General features: G+C 32.3%; 26 protein-coding genes. 15 read left to right on the forward strand and 11 right to left on the reverse strand.

Annotated features, from left to right (window positions below):
* Positions 1-37: 37 nt before the first annotated feature.
* The 6 genes from N5D03_RS02630 to N5D03_RS02655 form a co-directional block, all read right to left on the reverse strand.
* Complete coding sequence (locus tag N5D03_RS02630; protein WP_280049250.1) at positions 38-685, reverse strand: 7-carboxy-7-deazaguanine synthase QueE; 648 nt, start codon at positions 683-685, stop codon at positions 38-40.
* Between the two features lie 4 nt (positions 686-689).
* On the reverse strand, positions 690-1,565 hold the full coding sequence (locus tag N5D03_RS02635) for a bifunctional 5,10-methylenetetrahydrofolate dehydrogenase/5,10-methenyltetrahydrofolate cyclohydrolase (RefSeq protein WP_038336522.1): 876 nt from the start codon (positions 1,563-1,565) through the stop codon (positions 690-692).
* A gap of 116 nt (positions 1,566-1,681) precedes the next feature.
* On the reverse strand, positions 1,682-2,173 hold the full coding sequence (locus N5D03_RS02640) for a hypothetical protein (protein ID WP_125349194.1): 492 nt from the start codon (positions 2,171-2,173) through the stop codon (positions 1,682-1,684).
* 35 nt (positions 2,174-2,208) lie between these two features.
* Positions 2,209-3,153, reverse strand: a complete 945-nt coding sequence (locus N5D03_RS02645) for an alpha/beta hydrolase (protein ID WP_280050875.1) — start codon at positions 3,151-3,153, stop codon at positions 2,209-2,211.
* An 88-nt stretch (positions 3,154-3,241) separates the two neighbouring features.
* Positions 3,242-3,655: a hypothetical protein gene (locus tag N5D03_RS02650; protein WP_180905633.1), complete on the reverse strand. Its 414-nt coding sequence runs from the start codon at positions 3,653-3,655 to the stop codon at positions 3,242-3,244.
* Position 3,656: 1 nt separating this feature from the next.
* Positions 3,657-4,658 carry an NAD(P)H-dependent glycerol-3-phosphate dehydrogenase gene (locus tag N5D03_RS02655; protein WP_180905634.1) on the reverse strand — a complete coding sequence of 334 codons (1,002 nt, stop codon included), beginning with the start codon at positions 4,656-4,658 and terminating at the stop codon, positions 3,657-3,659.
* Positions 4,659-4,754: 96 nt separating this feature from the next.
* Between N5D03_RS02655 and N5D03_RS02660 the strand changes: the two genes are divergently transcribed.
* The 9 genes from N5D03_RS02660 to N5D03_RS02700 all read left to right on the forward strand — a co-directional run bounded on the left by N5D03_RS02660 (position 4,755) and on the right by N5D03_RS02700 (position 14,048).
* Positions 4,755-6,173, forward strand: coding sequence for an oligosaccharide flippase family protein (locus N5D03_RS02660; RefSeq protein ID WP_280050876.1), 1,419 nt, complete (start codon positions 4,755-4,757; stop codon positions 6,171-6,173).
* A gap of 2 nt (positions 6,174-6,175) precedes the next feature.
* The gene (gene dut / locus N5D03_RS02665; RefSeq protein WP_038336568.1) at positions 6,176-6,610 is read left to right on the forward strand and encodes a dUTP diphosphatase; all 435 of its coding nucleotides are present in this window, start codon (positions 6,176-6,178) and stop codon (positions 6,608-6,610) included.
* Between the two features lie 93 nt (positions 6,611-6,703).
* Positions 6,704-7,726 (forward strand): sugar phosphate nucleotidyltransferase, encoded by a 1,023-nt coding sequence (locus N5D03_RS02670; protein WP_280049246.1) that lies wholly within the window; start codon positions 6,704-6,706, stop codon positions 7,724-7,726.
* 6 nt (positions 7,727-7,732) lie between these two features.
* Positions 7,733-8,533, forward strand: a complete 801-nt coding sequence (locus tag N5D03_RS02675) for a DUF4292 domain-containing protein (protein WP_280050877.1) — start codon at positions 7,733-7,735, stop codon at positions 8,531-8,533.
* A complete protein-coding gene (locus N5D03_RS02680; protein ID WP_280050878.1) occupies positions 8,533-10,200 on the forward strand; it encodes a peptidoglycan DD-metalloendopeptidase family protein in 1,668 nt (555 codons plus the stop codon). Before N5D03_RS02675 ends, N5D03_RS02680 begins: the two co-directional genes overlap by 1 nt.
* A gap of 37 nt (positions 10,201-10,237) precedes the next feature.
* Complete coding sequence (gene tatA / locus N5D03_RS02685) at positions 10,238-10,420, forward strand: twin-arginine translocase TatA/TatE family subunit (RefSeq protein WP_038336575.1); 183 nt, start codon at positions 10,238-10,240, stop codon at positions 10,418-10,420.
* An 81-nt stretch (positions 10,421-10,501) separates the two neighbouring features.
* Positions 10,502-11,113, forward strand: a complete 612-nt coding sequence (locus N5D03_RS02690) for a DUF4254 domain-containing protein (protein WP_114998393.1) — start codon at positions 10,502-10,504, stop codon at positions 11,111-11,113.
* 267 nt (positions 11,114-11,380) lie between these two features.
* Complete coding sequence (locus tag N5D03_RS02695; protein WP_280050879.1) at positions 11,381-13,582, forward strand: M1 family metallopeptidase; 2,202 nt, start codon at positions 11,381-11,383, stop codon at positions 13,580-13,582.
* 7 nt (positions 13,583-13,589) lie between these two features.
* Positions 13,590-14,048 (forward strand): hypothetical protein, encoded by a 459-nt coding sequence (locus tag N5D03_RS02700; RefSeq protein ID WP_280050880.1) that lies wholly within the window; start codon positions 13,590-13,592, stop codon positions 14,046-14,048.
* Positions 14,049-14,090: 42 nt separating this feature from the next.
* Here the strand turns inward: N5D03_RS02700 and N5D03_RS02705 are convergent, their stop codons facing one another.
* Entirely contained in the window at positions 14,091-16,229 is a 2,139-nt protein-coding gene (locus N5D03_RS02705) for a DPP IV N-terminal domain-containing protein (protein WP_280050881.1), read from the reverse strand.
* Positions 16,230-16,238: 9 nt separating this feature from the next.
* Entirely contained in the window at positions 16,239-16,586 is a 348-nt protein-coding gene (locus N5D03_RS02710; protein WP_280050882.1) for an ArsC/Spx/MgsR family protein, read from the reverse strand.
* A gap of 110 nt (positions 16,587-16,696) precedes the next feature.
* On the opposite strand from N5D03_RS02710, the gene rluF reads away from it, so the two are divergent.
* The 3 genes from rluF (at position 16,697) to N5D03_RS02725 (ending at position 20,977) form a co-directional block, all read left to right on the forward strand.
* Positions 16,697-17,611 (forward strand): 23S rRNA pseudouridine(2604) synthase RluF, encoded by a 915-nt coding sequence (gene rluF / locus N5D03_RS02715; protein ID WP_280050883.1) that lies wholly within the window; start codon positions 16,697-16,699, stop codon positions 17,609-17,611.
* Positions 17,612-17,725: 114 nt separating this feature from the next.
* Entirely contained in the window at positions 17,726-20,170 is a 2,445-nt protein-coding gene (locus N5D03_RS02720; RefSeq protein ID WP_280050884.1) for a prolyl oligopeptidase family serine peptidase, read from the forward strand.
* An 84-nt stretch (positions 20,171-20,254) separates the two neighbouring features.
* Complete coding sequence (locus N5D03_RS02725; protein ID WP_114998385.1) at positions 20,255-20,977, forward strand: GLPGLI family protein; 723 nt, start codon at positions 20,255-20,257, stop codon at positions 20,975-20,977.
* Between the two features lie 54 nt (positions 20,978-21,031).
* Here N5D03_RS02725 and N5D03_RS02730 read toward each other — a convergent pair whose 3' ends face one another.
* The 3 genes from N5D03_RS02730 to N5D03_RS02740 are packed head-to-tail and all read right to left on the reverse strand — an operon-like array spanning position 21,032 to position 23,853.
* Complete coding sequence (locus N5D03_RS02730; RefSeq protein ID WP_038334708.1) at positions 21,032-21,976, reverse strand: pseudouridine synthase; 945 nt, start codon at positions 21,974-21,976, stop codon at positions 21,032-21,034.
* A gap of 10 nt (positions 21,977-21,986) precedes the next feature.
* Positions 21,987-22,910 (reverse strand): UbiA family prenyltransferase, encoded by a 924-nt coding sequence (locus N5D03_RS02735; protein WP_114998383.1) that lies wholly within the window; start codon positions 22,908-22,910, stop codon positions 21,987-21,989.
* 25 nt (positions 22,911-22,935) lie between these two features.
* Positions 22,936-23,853, reverse strand: coding sequence for a mevalonate kinase (locus tag N5D03_RS02740; protein ID WP_280049240.1), 918 nt, complete (start codon positions 23,851-23,853; stop codon positions 22,936-22,938).
* Positions 23,854-24,096: 243 nt separating this feature from the next.
* Here N5D03_RS02740 and N5D03_RS02745 point away from each other — a divergent pair, with 243 nt between their 5' ends.
* The 3 genes from N5D03_RS02745 (at position 24,097) to N5D03_RS02755 (ending at position 26,529) form a co-directional block, all read left to right on the forward strand.
* Positions 24,097-24,753: a CBS domain-containing protein gene (locus N5D03_RS02745; RefSeq protein WP_114998381.1), complete on the forward strand. Its 657-nt coding sequence runs from the start codon at positions 24,097-24,099 to the stop codon at positions 24,751-24,753.
* The gene (locus tag N5D03_RS02750; RefSeq protein ID WP_280050885.1) at positions 24,753-25,637 is read left to right on the forward strand and encodes an NAD kinase; all 885 of its coding nucleotides are present in this window, start codon (positions 24,753-24,755) and stop codon (positions 25,635-25,637) included. Before N5D03_RS02745 ends, N5D03_RS02750 begins: the two co-directional genes overlap by 1 nt.
* 118 nt (positions 25,638-25,755) lie before the next feature.
* Positions 25,756-26,529, forward strand: a complete 774-nt coding sequence (locus N5D03_RS02755) for a DUF6089 family protein (protein WP_280050886.1) — start codon at positions 25,756-25,758, stop codon at positions 26,527-26,529.
* Positions 26,530-26,537: the final 8 nt, after the last annotated feature.

Raw genomic sequence — 26,537 nt, forward strand, 5'->3', positions numbered from 1 at the left:
TCAGTCTAAATAGAACTGATTTTAAACAGATAAATTTCTAAGGAATATCCAAATATTTGTGTGTTTGTAAAGAATAACGCCATTTTGGATTTTCTTTTACATATTCCACAATCAATGGAAGGTTTTTGTCGCGTTTGCTCCACTCTGTTTGTAAGAAAAGCGTACAATCTTTTCCAACTCGAGCAGCTTGTTCTTCAGCAAATTGAAAATCGTGATTATTGAACACAATACATTTCAATTCATTTGCAGCTTCGCAAACTTCGTCTAACGGCAACATTAATTTCTTCGGAGAAAGACAAACCCAATCAATTTCTCCGCTCAACGGATAGGCACCCGAAGTTTCAATATGGATTCTTGCACCTTTTTCGTGTAGTTTTTTTGTCAAATAAGTCAAATCCCACATCAAAGGTTCTCCTCCTGTAATGATGATTGTTTTGGCTTGAGAAGTCGCCAATTCTACCAATTCATCAACGTTAGTTAAGGGATGCTTTTCAGCATCCCAACTATCTTTTACATCGCACCAATGGCAACCAACATCACAACCTCCTAATCGAATAAAATAAGAAGCCACACCTGTATACATTCCTTCACCTTGAATTGTGTAAAAATGCTCCATTACAGGCAATAATTTCCCTTCTTGTATCAATTGTTGTTCTTCTGCAGTTGTTGATGCAATGTGTATCATAATTTTATTTTTTGTTGTTGTATGCCAACAATGTGTTTTTTAATAACATAGCGCGTGTCATTGGTCCAACTCCTCCTGGAACTGGCGTTATCCACGATGCTTTTTCTTTTACATTATCAAAATCTACATCACCAGCTAATCTAAATCCTCGTGGATTAGTTTCGTCATCAACGCGTGTAATTCCTACGTCAACGATAACCGCTCCATCTTTTACCATATCAGCTTTTAAGAAACCTGGAACACCTAATGCGGTAATCACAATATCAGCTTCTTTTGTAAATTGTTCTAAATTTTGAGTTTTCGAATGAGTTAATGTTACTGTACTGTTTCCGGGATTTCCGTTTTTACTCATCAAAATACTCATTGGGCGACCAACGATGCGAGAACGACCAATCACAACTGTATGTTTACCAGCTGTATCAATGTTGTAACGCTCTAGCATTTCCATAATTCCGTAAGGAGTAGCAGGTAAAAATGTTTCCATCTCTAACGCCATTTTACCGAAATTCATCGGGTGAAAACCATCTACATCTTTTTTAGGATCAATTGCATTGATAACCGCTTCTTGATCGATGTGTTTTGGTAATGGTAATTGCACGATAAATCCGTCCAATGTATCATCATTGTTCCATTTTTCAATTTCTGCAATTAAATCTTCTTGAGAAATTGTATCTGGTAAACGTAATTCTGATGATTCAAAACCTACAAAATGACAATCCTTGATTTTATTGTCAACATAGGTTTGAGAAGCGCCGTTGCTTCCTACTAAAATTGCACCCAAATGTGGTACACGAACTCCTTGGTCCTTGTAATTCTGTACCAGCTCCTTGATCTCTTGTTTGATCTCTTTTGCCAGTTTAATACCGTCTAAAATTTGCATTGTTTTGTTGTGTTTGCGCAAAGATACGGACAAATTGGAAAATAAATCATTAAGTTTTGAGTTGATGATTTTTTGATTATATAGAAAAACCACTTCGTTGTGAAGTGGTTTTAGCATTATTGATATTTTTTCTGCGCTTCTTTCAAGTAATTAAAAACTTGCGTTGTTTTCATTTTTTTAGAATTTATATTAAAAATAAACATGCCAGTTTCGACATTGAAATAATAATCTTTTTCTCCATTTTTCAATTGAAACCATTCCAACAAACCATTTGTAAGATTAACTCCAATCCAATTGATTTGTGAAGTTTTCAAGTCAAAAGTAAAATTATCATTCGGATTATTTGTGGTGATATAATGTATTTTGTCGTCTAAAACATATAAAACACCACTTCCTTGAAACGCTTTCATTTTCCAAAATTTTGATTGTTGATTTCCAAAATTATACCTCAAAACTGCTTTAAACTCTGCATTTGGAGGAACTTGCGCTAACAAAGTATTTTGTTTCTTTTCGCGTGATTTACTTGCCCAAAAAGCAATTCCAAAAATTAACACAAAAGGCAAAATACAACAAAGCAATGATGATAGTAATGAAAGAATATTATCCATAGTAGATTGATTTAAAATGTGTTAAGATAATAATATTATTTCACTTTATCCAAAAATGAGGAAATAGTTTGTTTCCATTCTTGTTCAAATCTATTCAAATAATTTTCATGACCAGCCTCAGGAAATGTTTTAAGAATTTTAGAGTTGGATTGAATATTTTGAAATATTTGTTGTGTTTCTTGATTTGTCACATTTTTATCTTTTTCACCATACAACAGCAAAATCGGTTGTTTTATAGATTTTGCATAATCTTCGGGATTGTGATCAAAAGCCCAAAAATTATTAATCGTTCCTCCCCAAAAGGTCAATAAATTAGACATAGGAAATGTTGGAATATTCATGTTTTTGAAACGATTATCAACCGTTTTTTTCATGGTGCCAAAAGGACATTCAATAATTATAGAGGAAGGATTTACGTCTTTTTTAGCAACAGCTCGCATTATTGCGGAAACGCCCATTGAATTTCCATATAAAATAACGTTTTTATGATTTTTTAATGCAAAATTATAAACTGTTTTCACGTTTTCGGCTTCAAAAAATCCGATGGTTGTTTGATAACCTTCAGAATTTCCACTTCCCATAAAATCAGTCAAAATCGTTGAATATCCCAATTTATTAAAATAATTAGCATTTTCTAAAAGCGATGTTTTTTCTGATGAATATCCATGAAAAAGAAGTACAATTCCTTTTTCGTTTTCAACATTTTTTATCCAAATTTCAAGCTCAACATTACTCTTTAATCGCTCTACTTTATATTCTTTCGGAACAGCTAAATTGGATGAAGGTTTAGGATTTTCAACACCTAAGAAAATCATTTTAACTTTTTCGAAGGTTGTTAAATCATTTGGGGATTTTCTTTTGAATGATTGATCTACTTCAATAAAATGAGTGAATTTATATGCATGAAAAATGGCAATAATATTCATCATTAGAAAAATGAAAACAAATGATGAAATCAAATTTTTTTTTAACTTTTTCAATAGAAGGTTTTAATCAAAAATAAAAAAAGCCAACACAACAATCAAATTATTGTTCAGCTTTTCTAAATATTTTAAATGTAAGATTTTATTACAAATTACTCATTTTTTCTTCCACAACTTTTCGTTCTTGTGCAATTAAATTATCTTCTTCTGTTGGAAATTGAAAAATTCCAGAATTGATGCTTTCAATGCGTTTCAAGACTTCGTAAGATGCTTTTGCTTTTACAGCATCTTCTCGATTTATATAAATGCGAATCGCTTTCATAAACGTCAAAATATTTTTCTTTTTCAATTCATCTGCCAACAAAAATTGATCGAGTTCTTCGTTTTCTTCCAATAAAGTCGACAAATTATTGTCATCAATTTTGTAATACGATTGTAACATTTGATTGAAAATAATCAAAAAACCTTCATCTGCATTTCCAACTTCTAACGAAATAATTCGAGCCAATGTTTTGTTTAATTCTTGAATATATTTTGAAATAAAATCTTGTTTAATCATCTTAATCTAATTTTTTAGATAACTTTTCGAAAGTTTTTTTTGCGTTTTTATCTTCGTATAAAATCTTATGAACAGCGTTGATAATTGGCGCTTTTATTTGGTATTGCTCGTTCATAATTGCCACACCTTTTGTCGCATAGTAACCTTCGGCAACCATATTCATCTCCAAAATAGCAGATTTTACGGTGTAACCTTTTCCAATCATATTTCCGAACATTCGATTTCGTGAAAAGAACGAATATCCTGTTACCAACAAATCGCCTAAATAAGCCGAATCGTTAATTTTACGCTTCATAGGACTTGCAGTTTTTAAAATATGATTCATTTCTCGAATCGCATTACTCATCAAAACTGCTTGGAAATTATCTCCATAACCCAAACCATGCGCTATACCTGCTGCAATCGCGTAAATATTTTTCAATACCGCGCCAAATTCAGTTCCGTAAATATCGTTTGAAAGTTTTGTTTTGATAAAATCACAAGCCAAACAATCCGCAGCAATTTGTGCTTTGTTTTCGTCTTGCGCCGCAATTGTCAAATATGAAAGACGCTCCAAAGCTACTTCTTCAGCGTGACAAGGTCCACTTACAATTCCTAATTGTTCTTCTTTTACGTCGAATTTATCAAACAAATATTGTCCAACCAATTGATAATGATCTGGAATAATTCCTTTGATTGATGTCACTACAAATTTATCTGTCAACGGAACAGTTAATTTACTCAAACAATCGACAACGTAAATAGATGGCACAACCAAAAAGATGATATCCGAATTCATGACAACTTCGTTGATATCCGTTGAAATTTTAAGCTTTTCTGACTTAAATTCGACATCAGTTAAATAATTTGGATTGTGTCTATTTCGCTCTAAATATCCTTTTACGTATTCATCTTTTACCCACCAGTTGAAAGTTTCAAGGTTTTTATTCAGCATTTTTGCAATCGCAGTTGCCCAGCTTCCATTCCCTATTAATCCAACTTTACGATTAGATAACTCTATCATAATATATGTATTGAATAGACAAAGTTAATTAATTTGTAGCTTAGGTATTTTGAATTTTACGAAAAGAAACTCAATTTTGTAAAAATTTTAACGACTTTGTATAAAAAGCTTTTTAGTGAGACCATTATCTACGGTATTGGCTCTATATTGCCGAGGGTAATTATTTTAGCATTGAATTTTTTTATTATCAAGCAAGTTGATAATTCAGATTTTGCAATGTTTTCTCAATTATATTCTGCGGTTTCTTTCCTGAATGTCATTTTAACATTTGGTTTCGAGACTGCATTTTTCCGTTATGCAACCGAAGAAGGAATGTATCAAAAAGTGTTGAATACAGCTTTTTGGTTTATGGTGATGAGTTCTACTGCAATGCTCGTTTTAGTTTTTCTTTTTTTACAACCTCTGGCAGATTCTGCAAATTATAGCGATCACCCAGAATATATTTTGTGGTTTGCGTGGATTGCTTTTTTTGATGCAATTTGTGTGATCCCTTTTGCAGTTCTACGTTTTAAAAATCGACCAATATTATATACAACAATTCGCGTAATTCAGAATGTTTTTCAAGCAGTTTTGACAATTGGTTTGTTGTATTATGTTTCGAAAGATTTTATGCTAGGTTTAGGTTTTGATAATGCGATTTCCTATCCTTTTATAGCGAATTTATTAGCGAGTATTTTAGGATTTGTATTATTAATAGGCGTTGTACGTCATGTTCAATTCAAATTTGATCAATCACTTTTCAAACAAATGTTTTTGTACGGTTATCCGATTATGATTGCTGGTTTGGGGTATATTTTAAATGAAAATTTCGATAAATTAGTTCAACGACAATTAATAGATCCAGCAGCAGCGGGTTCTTATGGCGCTTGTTACAAATTAGCAACATTAATGACGCTTTTCGTAACAGCTTATCGAATGGGAATAGAACCATTTTTCTTTAAAGTTGCCAAAAAAGGAGATGCAAAACAGACATACGCGAATATTTTGTTCTTTTTCAGTATCATTTGTAATATTGTAATTCTTGGAATTTTAGCAAATATTGACTGGATTAAGAAAATATTTGTTCCAAATTCAACGTATTGGAATGCTTTAGATATTGTCCCAATTATTTTAATTGCGAATTTATTTTTCGGAATTTATTATAACCTTTCAACATGGTACAAAGTAACGGATAGAACAAGTATCGGAACTATAATTTCATTGGTTGGTGGTGCGATTACTATTATTTTGAATGTTTTTTTATTGCCAAAATATGGTTTTATGGTTTCTGCCTGGACAACTTTATTGGCGTATGGTGTAATGATGGTGATTTCGTACATTTGGGGTCAGAAAGTTTATCCGATTCCGTATAAAGTCAATAAAATTGTACTTTACATGGGAGTTGCAATTGCTTTAGCATGTACAAATTATTACATTCTCGATTCTAATTTGATTATTGGTAATCTGATTCTTATCGTGTACATTGCGTTTATTGCGTTTGCGGAAAAAAATACACTTAAAAAACTAAGAAAATAAAGATGAAAGTAAAAGTTATCAACATCTCGAAACACGCTTTACCAGAATATAAAACAGCTTTATCGGCTGGAATGGATTTAACAGCTAACATTGATGCACCAATCGAATTAAAACCTTTGGAAAGAAGATTAATTCCAACAGGATTGAGCATCGAATTACCAGCAGGTTACGAAGCACAAGTTCGTCCTCGTAGTGGAATGGCGTTAAAATATGGTTTAACTTGTTTGAATTCTCCTGGAACAATTGATGCAGATTATCGTGGAGAAATCGGTGTTATTTTAGCTAATGTTTCAAACGAAGCCGTTACAATCAACGATGGGGAGCGTATTGCACAATTAGTGATCGCGAAACACGAAACGGTTGAGTGGGAAGAATCTAACGCTTTAAATGAAACTGAACGCGGAGCTGGAGGTTTCGGAAGTACAGGAAAACAATAATTTTTTTGTCATTCTGAGCTTGTCGAAGAATCTAAAAAAGAAGTAATTCAATTATAAAATATCAATCTAACAAAAAATATTTTTAGAAATAAAATGAAAATTATTATCCCAATGGCAGGACGTGGTTCACGTTTACGCCCTCATACATTAACAACACCAAAACCATTAATTCCAATTGCAGGAAAACCAATCGTGCATCGTTTGGTAGAAGATATTGCGAAGGTTTGTTCAGAAAAAATTGACGAAATTGCTTTTGTAATTGGTGATTTTGGAGCTGAGGTTGAAGCTGATTTAATTGCAATTGCAGAAAAATTAGGAGCAAAAGGAACAATTTGTCATCAATTGGAGCCGCTTGGAACAGCGCATTCTATTTGGATGGCAAAAGAAGCTTTGGATGGACCAACGGTTGTGGCGTATGCAGACACATTATTTCGTGCAGATTTCAAATTAGATATGGAATCGGATGGCGTTGTTTGGGTAAAACAGGTCGATAATCCTTCGGCTTTTGGCGTTGTGAAATTAGATGATAACAGTGTTATTACAGATTTCGTAGAAAAACCAAAAGAATTTGTTTCGGATTTAGCAATTATCGGAATTTACTTTTTCCGTGATGGACAAAAGCTATATAAAGAAATCGAATATTTATTAGAAAATGATATTCAAAAAGGAGGTGAATATCAATTGACGGATGCATTAGAAAATATGCGTGCTGCGGGTGATAGATTTACGCTTGGAAAAGTAGACGAATGGATGGATTGTGGTAACAAAGCCGTTACTGTAGATACAAACACTCGTGTTCTTAACTTAGATAAAGAAGAATTTAAAGGAATTGCTGCATCAGCAACGGTTGACAATTCATTAATCATCGAGCCATGTTTTATTGGAGAAAATGTTGTGATTAAAAATTCGAAAATTGGACCTTTTGTTTCATTAGGAAATGGAACAGTTGTTGAAAACTCGAATATTGATAACAGTTTGATTCAAGAAAATTCAATCATCAGTAATGCAAATCTTACAGATACAATGATCGGAAACAATGCCAAATATTACGGTGTTTCGCGCAGTATCAGTTTAGGAGATTACTCAGAATTGGATTTTAAATCTCACGAAGCTTAATAAATTATGATCAAAAAATTAACGTATATCTTTTGTTTAGGAGTTCTTGCAACAGCTTGTAACACTCAGAAAGTAGCAAAAGTAGATAAAGATAATACAGAAGTTGTTTCAGCTTCTTCGAAAATTATTCAGCAAACCTTGTCAAAAAAAACATCATTCAAAGATTTAACGATTAAGGCAAAAGTAACGGCAGATTTAGAAGAAATTTCTGGAGATGTAAATGCTACAATTGCTGTGAAAAATGGACAAAAGATATGGGTTAATGCTACAAAATTTGGATTTACAGGTGCACGCGCATTGATTACGCCTGATGGTTTTTCGGCTTTTGAAAAGTTAGGTGGAACATATTATGAAGGAGATTTTTCTATTGCAAATAAATTATTGAAAGTTGATTTTGTCGATTATCAAAAATTACAAAATTTGATGTTAGGAAAAGTTTTCGTTGATCTAAATCCTACAGATTATACAGCTACTTTTACAGATAATCAATATACGATTACATATAATAAAAATCAAGCGATTGCGACTTCTCCAAAAGAAGGCGAATATATACAAACATATGTTTTTGATAATGGTTTCCGATTGAAAGAAGCACATCTGAAAGATCCAAAACGAAAAATGGAAGTTGATTTGGCTTACGACAATTGGATAAAAGCTGGAGCAGAGGAATTTCCGAAAAATGTTAAAATTATTATAAAAGAGAAAAAAACGCGTCAAATAGACTTGGAATATAATAGTTTTACGTTTCAAGAAACGAACACACCGTTCTCAATTCCAAATGGGTATAAGAAAAAAGAAATAAAATAATGAAGTTTGTTTTATCAACTGTACTTTTAACGTTGTCATTATCAGTGTTTGCGCAGGTTCCTTACAATAAAGCGAACTTACAAAAACAGAATGCTCAGCTTAAAAAAGAGATTATAAACTTAAACAAACAACTCGAGGTTAATAAGCAAAATTCGAAGTTAAATGTTGATTTTGTGCAGAATTTGACGAAAAAAATTCAGGTACAAACAAAATTAGTTAACAACTTATCGAAAGAAAAACGCTTTATCGAGGATGAAATTTATTTAACTCAATTAGAGATTAATAAACTTTCGCGCGAGTTGGTTGAGCTAAAAAAAGACTACAAACAGGTTTTGGTTCGAGCATATAAGAACAAATCTGTTGAAAATAAATTACTTTTTGTTCTTTCTTCTAAAAGTTTGGGAGAAGCATATCGTCGTATCAAATATTTAGAAAAATATTCGGCTTTTCAATTAGGACAAGCAAATGAAATAATTGGTAAACAAACTGATATTCAGACGAAAAAAGCAAAAAAAGAAAAAGCGAAAGACGAAAAAGAAAAAGTACTTTCTCAGCAAACTTTATTTAGTCAAAATCTTGAAAAAGAAAGATTAACAAAAGAGAAAGCGGTTGAAGAATTCCGTAAAAATGAAGGTGTTATTGCTGCAGAAATCAATGCGAAAGAAGCACAACAACGTCAAATTGATGCACAGATTAAAGCAATCATTGAAGAAGAAATTCGTCAAGCGAAGATTCGAGCAGAAAAAGATTTAAAAGATTGGAACGAAGCAAAACGAGGAAACTCTATTGCCTCTTATAACGAATATTTAAGAGATAATCCGAAAGGTGATTACGCGAAATCTGCTCGTACAGCTATTTTAAGAATTGAGAATGATGCCAAAGCATGGAATATTGCACGTTCTGCGCATACAAAACAAGCGTATCAATCTTATTTAACTCATCATCCAACTGGAAGTTTCGTATCTACAGCAAAAACAGAAGTTGCTAAATTTGAACAATTAGAACGCGAAGCTGAAGCAGAACGTCAACGTATCATTGCACAACGTAAAGCGGAAGAAGATGCGCGTCTTAAAGCTCAAAAAGAGGAAGATGCACGTAAAATTGCTGCGGCAAAAGCAGAAGCTGAGCGTAAAGCGAAAATAGAAGCTGAACAGAAAGTTGTTGTAAAAGTACCAGAAAAAGAACGTGTCGTAAAAGTAGATGCGGTAAAACCAGCTGAAACTTTTGCAGAACGTCCAGATTCTGAAGGTATTTCGGGAGAGTTCTCATCAAACAGAGGTCGTTTACCTTGGCCTGTTGATAAAGGAACGGTTGTAAGTAGATTTGGTTCTAATTCTCACCCAGTTTTATCTAATATTACAACACAAAATAGTGGTGTTGATATTTCAACTTATCGTGGTGCACATGCACGTGCCGTTTACGAAGGAACTGTTCAAGCTGTAATGAGTGTATCTGGAAATGGTAAATCTGTATTGGTAAGACATGGTTCATATTATTCAGTTTATACAAACTTGTCAAGTGTAAGTGTTTCGAAAGGTGATGATGTAAAACGTGGTCAATCTTTAGGAATTATCTATACAAGTGGAGATGGTGAAACAGTCATGAATTTCCAAATTTGGAGTGGAACAACAAAACAAAATCCTGCTTCTTGGGTAGCGGGAATGTAATAAATAAATTATATATTTGCATTAAAATCAATTCAGTATGGGATTAGGAGGTAAAGAATGGATCGTAATCGTACTTGTTGTGTTATTATTATTCGGAGGAAAGAAAATTCCTGAATTAATGAAAGGATTAGGTTCTGGATTAAACGAATTCAAGAAAGCAACAAAAGATGATAACAAATCAGAAGCTACTGAAAGTACTTCTGACAAAAAAGAAAATTAAAATATATTTTTAATTAGATAATAGAGCATTGTAGTTGCGTATACAATTACAATGCTTTTATTTTATAAACTAAAACAAAACATGAAATTCACAGATAAAGCTTGGTCTATTTTTAATCAAAGTATCAATGATTATCACAAATATGATGATGTAAATCGTCAAATCGAAAATCCATATAGCGAAGAAGATTTAATCGCTCATTTATTGTACAAAAAAAATTGGATTGATACAGTTCAATGGCATTTAGAAGATATTATTCGTGATCCACAAATTGATCCAGTAGAAGCATTAAGCTTAAAACGTTGGATTGATAAATCAAACCAAGAACGTACAGATATGGTAGAATATGTGGATAGCTGGTTTTTACAACAATATGCGAATGTAGAAGTAAAAGCAGATGCAACTTACAATACAGAATCTCCTGCGTGGGCTGTAGACCGTTTTTCTATTTTATCGCTTAAGGTTTATCACATGAAACAAGAGGTAGAACGTGAGGATGCAACACCGGAGCATAAAGCAGCTTGTCAAGTGAAATTAGATGTTTTGAATCAACAACATCAAGATTTATCAACAGCGATTGAAGAATTGTTGGCTGATTTTGAAGCAGGTAAAAAATACATGAAAGTGTATAAACAAATGAAAATGTATAATGACGAGGATTTGAATCCAGTTCTTTATGCAAACAAGAAATAATTTTCAGAAAAATTAATAAAATATAGAAAACTCATCTTTTTTGGATGAGTTTTTTTATTGCGTACAAATATGTTAATTTCATCTAATCAAAATATTAGAATGAAAAAACTGAAATTTATTACTTGCTTTACCTTATAATCAACCTAAAAATTAACACCAGAAGAATTTAAAAAGCTTCAAACTAAAATTTTAGAATAATTATAAAGTTGAAATTACCTCGTATTGAAAAATATGAGGTAATTTTATAATTACTGTAAAATTTCACACATGAAGAAAAATTATTTCAAACCCTTACTTTTAGGAATAAGTTTATTCTCGATTTCGGTTTTTGGTCAACAAGAAAAACCAAAATACGATTATCAAGAAGCTTTCAAACCATTTTTTTATCAGAATAATGCAACAGAAACTCGTTCGGCGAGTGGAAAACCAGGTCATAATTATTGGCAAAATCGTGCAGATTATAATCTGAATGTTAGTTTGAATGAAGAAAAGAATGAAATTTCGGGAACAACTGAAATTACATATACCAACAATAGTTTTGATGATTTAGACTTTTTGTGGTTACAATTGGATCAAAATTTATTCAAAAAAGAATCTCGAGGAAGTGCTTTATTACCGATTTCTGGAAGCCGTTATGGCGATTCAACTTCTGAATTTGAAGGAGGTTATAAAATTAAATCTGTTCAAATCGACGGAAAAGAAGCGAAATACACTGTTTCGGATACACGCATGCAAATTGATTTGATTAATCATTTGAAAGCTCGTGGAGGAAAAACAAAAATAAAAATCGAATATTCATTTGTTTCGCCAGATTATGGAGCCGATAGAATGGGAGTAGAGCCAACTAAAAATGGAAAGATTTTTACGATGGCGCAATGGTTTCCTCGCATGGCGGTTTATGATGACATCATGGGATGGAATACTTTGCCTTATCTAGGTCCAGGAGAATTTTATCTGGAATATGGAGATGTAACAGCAAGTATTACGGTTCCGTCTACGCATTATGTGGTTGGTTCGGGAGAATTATTGAATGAAAACGAAGTTTACTCGAAAGAAGAAGTGAATCGTTGGAACAAAGCAAAAGCGAGTGATAAAACCATTATTATTCGTTCTGCTGATGAGGTAAACAAAGCGACAAAAGTTGCAAAAGGAACTAAAACATGGAAATTTAAAATTCAAAATACAAGAGATTTTGCTTGGGCATCTTCTTCAGCATTTATTTTAGATGCAGCACGAATTAATCTTCCAAGTGGTAAAAAATCTTTGGCAATTTCGGCTTATCCAGTCGAAAGTGATGGAAAAGAAGCTTGGGGAAGATCGACAGAATATACAAAAGCATCGATTGAACATTACTCAAAACAATGGTACGAATATCCTTATCCAGCGGCGACAAATGTTGCAGGAAATGAAGGAGGAATGGAATATCCAGGAATTGTATTTTGTCACATGAACTCGAAAGGCGAAGGTCTTTGGGGCGTTACAGATCACGAATTTGGACATATTTGGTTCCCGATGATTGTTGGTTCTAATGAGCGTGTTCATGGTTGGATGGATGAAGGTTTTAATACATTTGTCAATGATATTTCGACGAAGAATTTCAACAATGGCGAATATTACAAAAAACAATCTGCACAACGAATGGCGAGTTATTTATTCAGCGATAATCTTGAGCCTGTAACGACTCAACCGGATAATATGCGAGAAAGAAATATCGGTGCGTTGTTGTATTATAAGCCGGGAGCGGGAATGAAAGTTTTGCGTGAAACAATTTTAGGTGAAGAAAAATTTGATAAAGCATTGCGTCAATACATCAAATATTGGGCATATAAACATCCAACGCCAGAAGATTTTTTCCGTACGATGGAAAATGTTTCGGGAGAGGAATTATCGTGGTTTTGGAGAGGTTGGTTCTTAAATAAATGGACAATTGATCAAGGAATTAACAGCGCAAAATATGTAGATGGCGATTATAAAAAAGGCTTGATTTTGAAAGTTGAAAATTTTGGACAATTACCAATGCCAACTACTGTTCAAGTAAACTTTAAAGATGGAACTTCGCAAGAAGTTAAATTACCGATTGAAGTTTGGAAACGTAATACAGAATGGACTTTTAAAGTGCCTTCAACAAAAGAAGTTTCGACGATTAAATTGGATCCAAATGGAGCTTTACCAGATATTGATTTGAAGAATAATACATTCAATATGGGTGATGCAAAACCTGTTGATAAGATTAACCCAAAAGAATACGAAGGTACATTTACGAATAAACAAATCAATGCAGAATTTGTGTTGAAAGCTGAAAACGATAAATTGAATTTAGTTTTTGGTGGACAAACTATTCCGTTAGATTATCAAGGTGATGGTAAATTTGTGAATGAACAAGGCGGTTTGGAGTTGACTTTTGCAAAAGATAAAAAGACATTTTCTGTAGAAGAAGCAGGACAAAAATTCGAATTTACGAAGAAGTAAAATAACTATGAACTGGATTTTAGAGAAATCAAATAAATTAGATTTTCATACGAATTTAGCTAAAATACTTGAACCTTTAAAAATCAATTTTAAAAATTATAAATGGGTTTTTAATGATATAGATTTTATGAGTGATGATATTTTGCCCATAAATTTAGACGATGACTATTTTATTCTTAATGATTTAGAATTAAACAAGATATTGGATGTTCATACTCAATTTATTTGGGGTATAATTTCAGCAGTTCCATTAGATGAGGAAGTAATTTTACTGTCTAACGATTTACCATTTATAGAAGGTAATGATTCAATTTGGAATAATAATATATTTCAAATTATAAATTCAGAAATAGAAATTATAGCTTTTGATAGTTCTTATACAATTGTAAAATTTAAAAATAAATTATTATCGGATAAATTTAAAATGTTTTTTGAAGAAGCTATAGAGTTAGAAAAATTTAGTTAAAAACAAAAAACCACTTCGCAAGAAGTGGTTTTTTGTTGACTATTATTTTTGAGATGTACCTTCTGGTTTAAGATATAAATCGAAGTAATCTGTAATTTTTTGCATCAAATGAACACGGTCTTTTCCACGAACATTATGCTCATGTCCAGGATAAACAAAGTAATCCATTTGCATACCATTTTTCACTGCTTCGCGAATAAAATCAATTGAATGTTGCCAAACAACCACATTATCTTGCGCTCCGTGAATCATCAATAATTTACCTTTTAAGTCTTTTACACGGTTAATTAAATTCGTGTTTTTGAAACCTTCAGGATTATCTTGTGGCGATTCCATGTAACGCTCCGTGTACATAATTTCGTATTGCGTCCAATCTAAAACTGGTCCACCAGCAACACCAACTTTGAAAACATCAGGTTTACGTAACATAAAAGAAGTTGTCATAAATCCACCATAAGACCAACCATGAATTCCCATACGTTCCACATCCACGAAAGGTAAAGTTTTCAAGAAATCAACACCTTTCATTTGATCATTCATTTCAGTAGTTGCCACATTTCCGTGAATCGCTTGCTCAAATTTAAGACCTCTATTCGCCGATCCACGTCCGTCCATTGTAAACACAACATAGCCTTTTTCCGCTAAATGATCGTACCAAAGATTTCCTGTTGCAGGAAAACGATTCGTGATTAATTGCGCGTGAGGACCATTGTATAAATAAACGATAACTGGATATTTTTTCGAAGAATCAAAGTTTGTTGGATAGATTAATTTTCCATATAAATCTGTTCCATCATCTGCCTTTAACGTTACATTTTCAACTTTCGCTGTATTGTAATTTGCTAAAGGATTTTGAGCAGTTAAGATATTTTGTTTGAATTTTCCATTCGCATCTAACACATCAATTTTACGAGGTGTGTTATCATTACTCCAATTATCAATTGCATATTCACCATTCGTTGAAACCGAAACATTGTGCGTTCCTGCATCTGTTGTTATTTTACGCAATTTTCCATTCTCCCAATTCACCGCATATAAATGACGATCTTTCGGAGAATCTTTTGTTGTCATAATTAAGAATTCTTTTTTCTTCGCATTTTCACCAACAAGATCCGTTACAATCCAATCTCCTTTTGTAATTTGGTTTAATAATTTTCCATCTGTATTGAAACGATACAAATGCATAAAACCATCGCGTTGCGACCACCAAACAAATTCATTATTTTTTCCTGGAATAAAATGTAATTCATTTTGAGGTTCTACATATTTTGCATCATCTTCTTTGAATAATGTTTTAATCAATTTCCCTGAAACAGCGTCATATTGATTCAATTCCAAATGTTTTTGATTACGAGAAAGTAACGCGATATAAATATGTTTTTCGTCTGGCGACCACGTAACCGAAGTTAAATAATGATCAACTTCTGGATGAGTTTCTAAGAAAATCGTTTTTTGAGTGGTTGGATTATAAACTCCTAATGTTACGGTATGATTTTTTGTTCCAGCAAATGGATATTTGATGTTTTTGTTTACCGCAGGTTGTACCGACCAATCGATAATAGGATAATCTGTAACCGCTGTTTGATCCATTCTATAAAACGCTACTAAATTTCCTTTTGGCGAAATAAAAATTCCTTTGTGAATACCGAATTCATTTTGATGAACCGATTTACCATTCACGATTTCATATTTGCCGTCTTTGGTAATTTGATGCGTTTTTCCAGTTTTATCAAGAAAGAATAAATTGTTATCAACCACATATCCAACTTGATTATTCGTCGCGTCGAATTCTATATTTTCTGCATTTTCAGGTAATTTCAACCAATCGTTTTGTTGACCAGCAGTTGTAATTGTTTTGTAACCTGTTTTTGTCGAATAATAAGCTTGCTTATCATTGATCCAATTCAAAGAAGGAATTCTTTTATTCTCAAATTGAGAACTTCTAAAAATTGTATCAGTTTTAAGAGATGGAACTTCTTTCTTGATTAAAGCTTCTCCGTATGATGTTTTTACATTTTGCGTGTACGCATTTTGATTCGGAATCCATTGTACTTGATTTAGATTCTCGATACGTAAATTCGTCGATAATCCAAGTACAGCATCTTCCATTGTGACATTCTTTTTCTGAGCAATTAAACTAGCGCTCATTAAAAGTGTAGTCAATAAAATTGTTTTTTTCATGTGTGATTTCTATTTCAAATATTGCCCAAGTGCTTCTAAGTTTTTCTTTTCATTCCCAATAAAAATTTTGTCTCCATCTACCACGACAGGACGTTTTAGGAAAGTATAATCTGATAAAATATAATTTTTGATATCATCTTCAGAAAGCTGTTGATCTTTCAATCCTAATTTTTTGTAATTCTGTGCACGTCTCGAAAATAAAGCTTCGTAACTGCCAGCTAAATTCTTCATTTCTTCTAATTCTTCAGCCGTTATCGCAGTCGATTTTATTTCATGCAAATCAAAACCTGTAAAATCAAACTCTTTCATAATACGTTTGCACGTATCGCAAGTTTTCAAAAAAAATATTTTTTTCATTTCTCAAAATCTTTGGTTTTGTAAAGATAAATAAGTTTCATCGTTTTGCAGAATGATAAAGAATTTTGTCAAAATATATTTCAAATCGATAAAAAACTATCTTTGCAAGTATGGAAGAAACTAATTTTTTGCGTTTAAACAAATATATTAGCGATAGTGGTTTTTGTTCGCGTCGCGAAGCAGATCAATACATCGAAAATCGTTTGGTACAAATTAATGGACGAGTTGCTAAAATTGGGCAATTTGTAGGACCAAATGATGTGGTGACTGTAAAAGGTGTCGAAATAGAACCGCGCGAAAAGGAGCATGCGGTTTATATTATGCTTAATAAACCTGTGGGCGTTACGTGTACAACAGATCCTACAGATCCAGATAATATTGTTGATTTTCTTTCGTTTGGAGAACGAATTTTTCCGATTGGTCGTTTAGATAAAGATTCGCAAGGATTGATTTTATTGACAAGCGATGGCGATATTGTGAATAAGATTTTACGTGCAGGAAATAATCATGAAAAAGAATATATCGTAACCGTTGATAAACCAATTACGGATGAATTTTGCGAACGAATGTCGAAAGGCGTTCCGATTCTTAATCAAGTTACAAAGAAATGTAAGATCGAAAAAATAAGTACAAACGTTTTCAAAATTACATTAATCCAAGGTTTGAATAGACAGATTCGTCGTATGTGCGAATATTTTGGATATGGTGTAAAAAAATTAGAACGTGTTCGAATTATGAACTTAACGTTGAATGTAGGAATTGGTCAACACCGAGATTTAACGGCAGAAGAATTAGCAGAAATCAATCGCTTGACGAAAGATTCGGAAAAACACGAAGAAAAGAAACCAGCTTCAAAATCAAAAAAATCATCAGCGAAAAAAACAAAAGAAATTTCTCCAGATTTTAAAGATTCGAAAGGAAAATCAATTAAAAAGCCAGTAAAAAAATCAACAACTCAAGCCAGAGTAGGAAAAAGTAAACCACCTACAAATACGAAAGGAGGTAAATTTGGTAAAAGAAGATAAAATCAAAAGACGAATATTTTTCGTCTTTTTTTATACATTTTAGTCAAAACTAACTTCTATCATGTCATTTTACCAAAGATTCAATATCTTTATAAAGTAAAATCTTAAAAACACATGAAGAAAATTGTTTATTCGTTGCTTTTTATAGCGATGACTTTTGGTGCATCGGTAAAAGCACAAGAAAATGTTACTTATCAATTGCCTCCGCAAGAAATTTTACAATTGGCAGATGCAGATATGCCGCCGTCAATTAGTATAGATCGTAAAGCGGAGAATGCATTTTTGTCTTATAGAAGTCGTTATAAAACGATTAATGAATTGTCAGAAACGGAATTACGTTTAGCAGGATTACGAATTAATCCAGTTACAAATATCAATTCACGTGAAACATTCAGTGAGAAAATTACTTATTTTGATCTGAAAACTTCAAAAGAAAAAACGATAGTTGGTTTACCTGCAAAAGGTCGTTTTTCTAATCAATCTTGGAACACTTCTCAATCGAAATTTGCCGTTACAAATACAACAAATAAAGGTGTAGAACTATGGATTGTTGACGTAAAAACGCAAGCTGCAACAAAAGTTTATGAAGATAAATTAAACGCAAACTTAGGTCGTCCTTTCAATTGGATTTCAGATACAGAATTAATTGTGAATGTAATTCCAGCTTCTAAAAAAGCTTTGATTGATACGAAAGATGCGATTGCGACTGGACCTACAGTTTCTGTTGCTGACGGAAAAGAAGCGCAAAACAGAACCTATCAAGATTTATTGCAAAATAAAAATGATGAGTTTAACTTCGAGCAATTAGCAATTTCTGAATTAGTAAAAGTTAATATCGAAACAGGAGCAAAATCGAAATGGAAAGATGCTGCGATGTACACGGATATTTCGACTTCTCCAGATGGACAATATGTTTTGGTGAACGAAATCAAAAAACCTTTTTCATATTTAGTAACTTACAATAGTTTCCCTTCAACTGATATTGTGTATGATATCAATGGAAAATTGGTGAAAGAAGTTGATCATAAAGAGTTACAAGAAGTTGTTCCGAAAGGATTTTCTTCTACGATTATGGGAAAAAGAGGTTTGAATTGGAGAGCAGATAAACCAAATACTTTATATTGGGTTGAGGCTTTAGATGGTGGTGATGCAAACAAGCCTGCGGAATATCGCGATGCGCTTTATCAAGTAACGGCGCCATTTACAGCGAATAAAGAGTTGTTGGTAAAAGTAAAAGATCGCTATAGAGGAGTGACTTGGGGGAATGATGAGGTTGCGATTGTGAGAGATGCTTGGTATAATACACGTAACGAAAGTAGTTATTTGTTCAATCCGTCAAATCCAAATCAAGAACCGATACGCTTTTTTAGTAGAAATTCGCAAGATGCTTACAATAATCCTGGAAATTTCGTAACTGAAATGAATGATTATGGTTACAATGTTTTAGCGATTAACAAAGGAAAATTGATGTTAGTTGGAGAAGGAGTTTCTGCGGAAGGAATTTTACCTTTTGTTGATGATTTTGATATCAAAACGCAAAAAACTTCTCGTTTATGGAGAGCGCAGAAATCAGATAAACTAGAAGCGATTGCTAGAGTTATCGATCCGAAGAAAGGGATCATTTTAGAACAGATTCAATCGAAAACAGATTATCCAAATTTATATGTTCGTAATATTTTTCAGAAAGGAGGAAAGCCAAAACAAGTAACGTTTACAAAAAATCCTTTTGAGGCAATGAACAAAATTTCGAAAGAATTAATTACGTACAAACGTGCTGATGGTGTAGAATTATCAGGAACTTTATATTTGCCGCCAAATTACGATAAAACGAAAAAGGAAAAGTTGCCAATGTTAATGTGGGCTTATCCTCGCGAGTTCAAAGATGCATCTACGGCTGGTCAGGTAACAACTTCTGAAAATAAATTTACTTCTCCTTCTTACGGAGGTCCTATTTATTGGGCATTGAGAGGATATGCGGTCTTAGATGATGCGGCTTTTCCAATTATTGGAGAAGGAAAAGAGGAGCCAAATGATACGTTCGTTCCTCAATTGGTTGCCAATGCAAAAGCTGCGATTGATGCGGTGGATAAATTAGGTTTTATCGATCGTGAAAGAGTTGCGGTTGGTGGACATTCTTATGGCGCATTTATGACAGCAAATTTATTAACGCATTCTAATTTATTTGCGGCAGGTATCGCACGTTCAGGTGCTTATAACCGTACATTGACGCCTTTTGGATTTCAATCTGAACAACGTAATTATTGGGAAGCTCCAGATGTTTACAACACAATGGCGCCTTTCCAAAATGCAGATAAAATGAAAACACCATTGTTGTTAATTCATGGTGAAGCAGATAATAATACAGGAACTTTCCCGATGCAATCTGAGCGCTATTTCAATGCATTGAAAGGTTTGGGAGCGACAACTCGTTTGGTTTTATTACCAAAAGAATCTCACGGATATGCAGCCAGAGAAAATATTCTTCACATGTTGTGGGAACAAGATCAATGGTTAGAGAAATATGTGAAAAACAAAGGAAAAAATTCTGAAAAGAAATAATTCTCAATATAAGAAAAGCGATTCAATTTTGAATCGCTTTTTTATTGTAAATAATTATTATATTTAGTTCATAATTAATCAACTATGAAATTAAAAGCTTTACTCTTCTTTCTAATGATTTTTTCTCCATTTCTATTTGCTCAAAATTTGTGGAAAGTAGAATATGAAACCTATGATAAAATGTTTTTTGACGAAAAAGATCCTGTTTTTAAGGCAGAATTAGATAAAAACAATTCTACACCAAAATACTATCAATTACTTTTTAATGAAAATCAGTCGTTTTTTTCTGAAATTGTAAGAATTGATAATAGTCAAAATCAATCATCTATGTCGATGAGTACAATTGATGATAATATTTACATCGATTATAAAACTTCACAATATAAGATTGAAGGAAATTATGTGAACAAGAATATTTTAATAATAGATAATTTGCCTAAATACACTTGGACAATTAGTAGAGAATCAAAAGAAATTTTGGGAATTAAAGTAAAAAAAGCAATAACCGAATACAAAGATTCTAAGATAGAAGTTTGGTTTGCGCCAACTTTACAACCAAAAGGAGGACCAATATTTTTCAATGGGTTACCAGGTTTAATTTTAGAATTGAAAGCTGTAACAACAATGAAAGACGAAAGTTATGAAACGATTTTCAGAGCAATTAATATAAAAGAAGCATCTAAAAACGAAGTGATTAAAATTCCATCAAAAGGTCAGAAAATGACACAAATTGAGAAAGATGATTTTGTGAAAGAAGCAAATAAAAAGATGATGGAAGCTTATAATAACAAGGTTTCGAAAGATTAAAACATAAAAAAACCACTTCTTTAGAAGTGGTTTTTAAATTTTATAGCTGAGGTATTATAACATTTTCAAGAAGTTAACTTCTAATTCCGTTAATCTTCTAAAATCACCTCTTTGTAAAGTTTTCTTTGTAAGTCCTGCAAAAGAAACGCGGTCTAACGCTTCTACTTCGTATCCTTTTGTTTCGAAAATACGACGTACAACGCGGTTCCAACCAATATGTAATTCTACACCAACTTCATTTTTCGGTCTACCTTCAATAAAAGAAATTTCGTCAACAACTGCAATTCCTTCAGGAATTAAACGAACACCTTTTTTGATGTCAGCCAAATCATTTGCTGTTAACTTTTTGTCCAATGTAACGTGATATATTTTTTTGATATCATGACTTGGATGTGTTAATTTCTTAGTTAAATAACCATCATTTGTAAACAATAAAACTCCTGTTGTTTGTCTATCCAAGCGTCCTACTGGGAAAATTCTCGCTGTAGTTGCTGTAGACATTAAGTCCATCACAGTTTTACGTCCTTTTTCATCATTTGATGTTGAAATAAAACCTTTTGGTTTATTCAACACAAAATATACATTTTTCTCTGAAGAGATTTTACGACCATCGAAACGAACTTCATCATCGGGTTGTACTTTATAACCCATTTCAGTAATCACTTGACCATTCACTGTAACGATTCCAGTTTTGATCAACTCGTCAGCCTCTCTTCTGGATGCAATCCCTGCATTCGCTACATATTTATTTAAACGAATAGTCCCGTCATCAACTGGTGCTTTTTTCAGTCTTTTAACAAATGGTTTTTCACCTGGTTTGTTAAACGGTTTCTTTGGTCCAAAACTTTTCTTTCCTTCTTCTGATGGTTTTCCACCAAAAGTTGGTTTTCCTTTCCCTGAAGATGGTTTAGAAGAAGAATTTCCTCTTGCTCCACCTTTTCCACGATTGTTCCCGCCTTGGGAATTTCTGTCGTTGGATTGATTTCGTCTGTTATTCATCTGAATTTGATTAATTTATGCGCTGATTAAAATTTTGCGCAATAGTTTGCAAAGTTAAGGGATTTATTTCGATTAATACGATACTAAATACACCCGCAACAATCATTCCCTTAAAAAAATAATGTAAAATCTTATATGCTTGTGTCGATTTTATTCTCCAAATGATAAATAAAATCACTGTGAAAGCGATATTCGCAGCAATAAAAAAGTACTTCATCGCGCCAACATCATTTTTCATAATGATAATAATTCCAATGATTAATTCTGTAATAATTAAACATGAAATCAAAACTTTTGTAAAATCTATTCCATATTTGATTGGAATTGAATCATAATTATAAATCAAATCTGCTTTTTGAGAACTCAAATCTTTTACAATATCAGTAATCAATAATAAAATACTCAAAAAAGTAGCATGTAAAGCCAAATTGAACGTGAAATGATCAAAATAAACCAATAAGGCGAAAAATGGCATGACACGAATAATAACCAAATAAAAGTTTTTGATCAATGCAAATCGATTGATTTTGTGGCTATAAAACCAAACTAGAAATTGATAAATCAAAAAGAAAATGAAAACCTTCCACGAAATTAAGGCTGCAATAATCAATGCTAAAGCATTCAGAACAATGTAAACAGTTAGTTTGAAACCTTGCGAAACTTGTTTCTGAAGATAAACTTGTAAAGGACGTTTGAGTTCGTCTTTTTCTAAATCGTAAAAATTATTGATGATATATCCCGCGGCCACACAAAGTATCGAACAAAGAATAAGCCCGTCCAACTTTGGATTTGTCAACAATTGACGATGACCAACTTCTGGCGCAAAAATAAAAAGTGCAGCAAGGTATTGTGCCAATATTAACACAATTAAATTATAGCCACGAACAACAGAAAATAATGCAAAAACTTTTAAGATTATTTTCTGAACGTTCATTGATTATATTTTTATAAATTATTTTTTAGAATTTGTAAATAACTTCGGTCTGGAAGTCTTTTAAGTAGCTTTTCGCTTTGTCATAATCTTGTGTAAAACCAAGAACATAACCGCCTCCGCCAGAACCACAAAGTTTTAGGTAATACGTATCTGTATCAATTCCAGTTTTCCATGCATTCACCAGTTTTTGAGGAATCATTGGTCTGAAATGCTCATAACCCCAAGCTGACAATTTCTGAAGATTTGAAAAAAGTGGATTGTATTCACCTTTCACAAAGTTTTCGATACATGCGTTGTTGTATTTAATAAATTCTTCTTTCAATGTTTTACGAAAACCCTCTTTTTTCATTTTTTCGAAGAAAATATGAATCATTGGCGCCGTTTCTCCTGGTGTACCCGAATTGATTAAGAAAACAGCTCCTTTTCCGTCTACGTTTGCAGAAGGTAAACCAATTGTCGAGATATCATCTTTTGATTGAATTAATAAAGGAATATTCATGTAACAAATCAAAGGATCAATTCCAGAACTTTTTCCATGAAAATGAGATTCTAAATTTCCGAAAAGAGCTTTTAATTTGCTAATTTTTTCTTTGTTTAGATTTTGATTGATATCAATTTTATTCAAGGCATATTTGTCATAAATAGCTGCAACCAAAGCGCCAGAACTACCTACACCATATCCTTGAGGAATGTTAGAATCGAAGTACATTCCGTTTGCAACATCTTCCGAAAAAGATTTTGTATCAAAAGTATCTGCAAAATTCTCTTCTAAAAATTTCGCATAATTTTTCAAGTGAGCATTTGACTCTTCTGCAATTTCAGAAGGCTCAAATTTTAATGCACCTTGGTAAAAATTATAAGGAATTGTTAATCCTTTCGAGTTTTCAATAATTCCATATTCGCCAAAAAGTAAGATTTTGGCATAAAATAATGGGTTCTTCATTCAATGCTAAAATTGGTACTGCAAAGTTACAAAATTTAAGCCATTCTTTTTTTAATTTGAGGAAGAGTTTTGTTTTAAAAAATTGTAAATCACATTATTTTTTGATTAATAGTAGTTTTTGGAATATATTTTGACTAAATAATTTAGAATAAATTGGTTAAATTTCAATTAATAATCAATGATTTTAACCGAATTAGCATTAAAAATAGAGAATTAATGTATTAAAATATATAAATTTGTGCCATGTATATCACCGAATATCTATCGAATGAGATAAAACCAGGGAAAGTTAATTCTTCTCCAAGTCAGCTTTTAGAAGTTGTGCAAGAGAATAAATTGACGCATTTACCTTTGTTTAAAGGGTTGGATTTTGTTGGAAATATCTCGGAAGAAGATTTGATTGAATTATCAATTGATGATGAAAAAGTAGATTATACTTCGTATTTGGAGAGTTTTTATCTTTCTGAATCGAGTACGCTTTTAGATGCAATTCAGATGATGTATACGAATCAGGCGAATATCTTACCGATTATTAATGAACAATCGCGTTATGTTGGTTTTATTACGGAAACGGATATTATCAACACGTTTGCAAATTTCCCTTTTGTCGCTGCACAAGGCGTTTCGATGTTAGTTTCGATTGCGGAAAAAGACTTGTCGATGACGGCGATTTCTAATATTATAGAAGTGAATAACGGAAAAATATTGGGAATGATGATTGTTGGAAATAAAGAAGATAGCGTTTATGTTTTGCTGAAATTTAGTTCATCAAACTTGTTAACAATTGGTGAAACATTTGAGCGATATGGATATCAAGTGATTCAAAAATTTTATAACGACGAAAAACAAGAACTTCTGCAAAGTCGTTATGCACAATTGTTAAAATACATGAATACCTAATGATAAAAGTTGCACTTTTTGGACAAAAAACAAGTACGTCTTTAACGGACATTATTCCTCCATTTCTTAATTATTTAACTCAAAACAAAATTGCTTTTTGTGTTGAGCAGAATTTTCTTCAAATTTTGAAGGATTCTACAAATATTAGTTTTGAACAGGTAGAAACATATACTTCTTATGAAGATTTAGATAAATCGGTAAAATTTCTATTTAGTTTTGGAGGAGATGGAACCATATTGTCTGCGACGACAATTGTTAGAGATTCTAATATTCCGATAATAGGCGTCAATACAGGTCGTTTAGGGTTCTTAGCAACAATTAATAAAAGTGTTTTACTGGAACAAATGGATAGTTTTTTCAATGATGATTACAACATTATTCCACGTACGTTATTAACGGTCAAAAGGAGTGATGGGGTAGAAATTGAAAATAATTTTGCCATTAATGAAGTGACTGTTGTTCGTCGTGAAACGACAAGTATGATTACAGTTGATGCTTATTTGAATAACGAATTTCTAAATTCTTTTTGGTCGGATGGGTTGATTATTTCAACACCAACAGGATCTACAGGATATTCTTTAAGCTGTGGAGGACCTATTGTACATCCATCGAATCAAAATTTTATCATTACACCGGTTGCACCACATAATTTGAATGTACGCCCATTAGTTGTTTCGGAAAACGAAAAAATAGACTTGAAAATTCGAAGTCGTGCCAATGAATACTTCTTATCATTAGATTCTCGTAACTTTCCTTTAACAACTGACGTTGAATTAACCATACAAAAAGCAGAGTTCAAAATCCTAATTGTTGAAGCTATTGATGCGACTTATTTCACGACTTTGAGAGAAAAAATGCTTTGGGGTTCAGATAAAAGGAATTAAAATTTACAATAAAACTTCTTAATTTTTGTTAAATCAGTTACGTTGAATTGACTTTTGTTTATATTTGTTCGAATTTAAAAAGAAGAAAAAGCAAAAGCCGAAAAAATAACACAACATTATGATGAGATTATTTTTGTTCGTTTTTACATTGTGTTTGTCGCAAATGATTTTTGCCCAAAGACACGAACTCGGAATTTTTGCTGGTGGGGCAAATGTGATAGGTGATGTTGGAAAAGCTAGCTATATCAATCCATTTCCTACAAAAACTGAACCTGATGGAAAAATTTTCCTGCCTGTTTCGATTGGAGGATTGTATCGTTTTAATATAAATCCACAAATGGGTTTTAGAGCAAATATCTCTTATTCAAAAGTTGGAGCAAGTGACCATCGTTCGAAAGAATATTACAAATTAGAAAGAAATAAAAATTTTCGAAATAATATTGTAGAAGGATCTTTGATGTTTGAATATAATTTTTTTAATATCAATGACGATCAAGAAAAAGCGCAATCGCCTTACATTTTTGTAGGAGTTGGAGCTTTTTCTGCAAAAGGAAAAGAATATGATTACGATGGAACAAACAACGTAATTATCGAAAAAACAAAATATAATACCGATTTAACGATTCCTTTTGGAGTTGGATATAAAGTGAGATTCAATTACAATTGGATTTTATCTTTTGAGACAGGTATTCGTTATACAAGTGTTGATTATATAGATTACAACAAAGGAAAATTTACACAAAATTTTGTAGATGCTGTAGAAACAGGTACTTTGCCTCAATCTGAATATGATAAACGTATATACGGAAACACATCAAACAAAGATTGGTATGTTTTGACAGGAGTATCCTTAACGTATAGTTTTGGTCGACCTGCATGTTATTGTGATTAAAAAGAATG

The organism is Empedobacter sp. GD03861 (assembly GCF_029840885.1).
In the GTDB taxonomy this organism is placed as follows: Bacteria; Bacteroidota; Bacteroidia; order Flavobacteriales; family Weeksellaceae; genus Empedobacter; species Empedobacter falsenii_B.

Excerpts from the sequence above, each read along its gene's own strand:
- N5D03_RS02730 (WP_038334708.1), bottom strand. The coding sequence starts at position 21,976 with ATGAATAACAGACGAAATCAATCCAACGACAGAAATTCCCAAGGCGGG.
- N5D03_RS02680 (WP_280050878.1), top strand. The coding sequence starts at position 8,533 with ATGAAGTTTGTTTTATCAACTGTACTTTTAACGTTGTCATTATCAGTG.
- N5D03_RS02675 (WP_280050877.1), top strand. The coding sequence starts at position 7,733 with ATGATCAAAAAATTAACGTATATCTTTTGTTTAGGAGTTCTTGCAACA.
- N5D03_RS02635 (WP_038336522.1), bottom strand. The coding sequence starts at position 1,565 with ATGCAAATTTTAGACGGTATTAAACTGGCAAAAGAGATCAAACAAGAG.
- N5D03_RS02710 (WP_280050882.1), bottom strand. The coding sequence starts at position 16,586 with ATGAAAAAAATATTTTTTTTGAAAACTTGCGATACGTGCAAACGTATT.
- N5D03_RS02640 (WP_125349194.1), bottom strand. The coding sequence starts at position 2,173 with ATGGATAATATTCTTTCATTACTATCATCATTGCTTTGTTGTATTTTG.
- N5D03_RS02655 (WP_180905634.1), bottom strand. The coding sequence starts at position 4,658 with ATGATAGAGTTATCTAATCGTAAAGTTGGATTAATAGGGAATGGAAGC.
- N5D03_RS02630 (WP_280049250.1), bottom strand. The coding sequence starts at position 685 with ATGATACACATTGCATCAACAACTGCAGAAGAACAACAATTGATACAA.
- rluF (WP_280050883.1), top strand. The coding sequence starts at position 16,697 with ATGGAAGAAACTAATTTTTTGCGTTTAAACAAATATATTAGCGATAGT.
- N5D03_RS02750 (WP_280050885.1), top strand. The coding sequence starts at position 24,753 with ATGATAAAAGTTGCACTTTTTGGACAAAAAACAAGTACGTCTTTAACG.
- N5D03_RS02740 (WP_280049240.1), bottom strand. The coding sequence starts at position 23,853 with ATGAAGAACCCATTATTTTATGCCAAAATCTTACTTTTTGGCGAATAT.
- tatA (WP_038336575.1), top strand. The coding sequence starts at position 10,238 with ATGGGATTAGGAGGTAAAGAATGGATCGTAATCGTACTTGTTGTGTTA.
- N5D03_RS02755 (WP_280050886.1), top strand. The coding sequence starts at position 25,756 with ATGATGAGATTATTTTTGTTCGTTTTTACATTGTGTTTGTCGCAAATG.
- N5D03_RS02705 (WP_280050881.1), bottom strand. The coding sequence starts at position 16,229 with ATGAAAAAAACAATTTTATTGACTACACTTTTAATGAGCGCTAGTTTA.
- N5D03_RS02735 (WP_114998383.1), bottom strand. The coding sequence starts at position 22,910 with ATGAACGTTCAGAAAATAATCTTAAAAGTTTTTGCATTATTTTCTGTT.
- N5D03_RS02695 (WP_280050879.1), top strand. The coding sequence starts at position 11,381 with ATGAAGAAAAATTATTTCAAACCCTTACTTTTAGGAATAAGTTTATTC.
- N5D03_RS02725 (WP_114998385.1), top strand. The coding sequence starts at position 20,255 with ATGAAATTAAAAGCTTTACTCTTCTTTCTAATGATTTTTTCTCCATTT.
- dut (WP_038336568.1), top strand. The coding sequence starts at position 6,176 with ATGAAAGTAAAAGTTATCAACATCTCGAAACACGCTTTACCAGAATAT.
- N5D03_RS02650 (WP_180905633.1), bottom strand. The coding sequence starts at position 3,655 with ATGATTAAACAAGATTTTATTTCAAAATATATTCAAGAATTAAACAAA.
- N5D03_RS02670 (WP_280049246.1), top strand. The coding sequence starts at position 6,704 with ATGAAAATTATTATCCCAATGGCAGGACGTGGTTCACGTTTACGCCCT.
- N5D03_RS02690 (WP_114998393.1), top strand. The coding sequence starts at position 10,502 with ATGAAATTCACAGATAAAGCTTGGTCTATTTTTAATCAAAGTATCAAT.
- N5D03_RS02745 (WP_114998381.1), top strand. The coding sequence starts at position 24,097 with ATGTATATCACCGAATATCTATCGAATGAGATAAAACCAGGGAAAGTT.
- N5D03_RS02720 (WP_280050884.1), top strand. The coding sequence starts at position 17,726 with ATGAAGAAAATTGTTTATTCGTTGCTTTTTATAGCGATGACTTTTGGT.
- N5D03_RS02700 (WP_280050880.1), top strand. The coding sequence starts at position 13,590 with ATGAACTGGATTTTAGAGAAATCAAATAAATTAGATTTTCATACGAAT.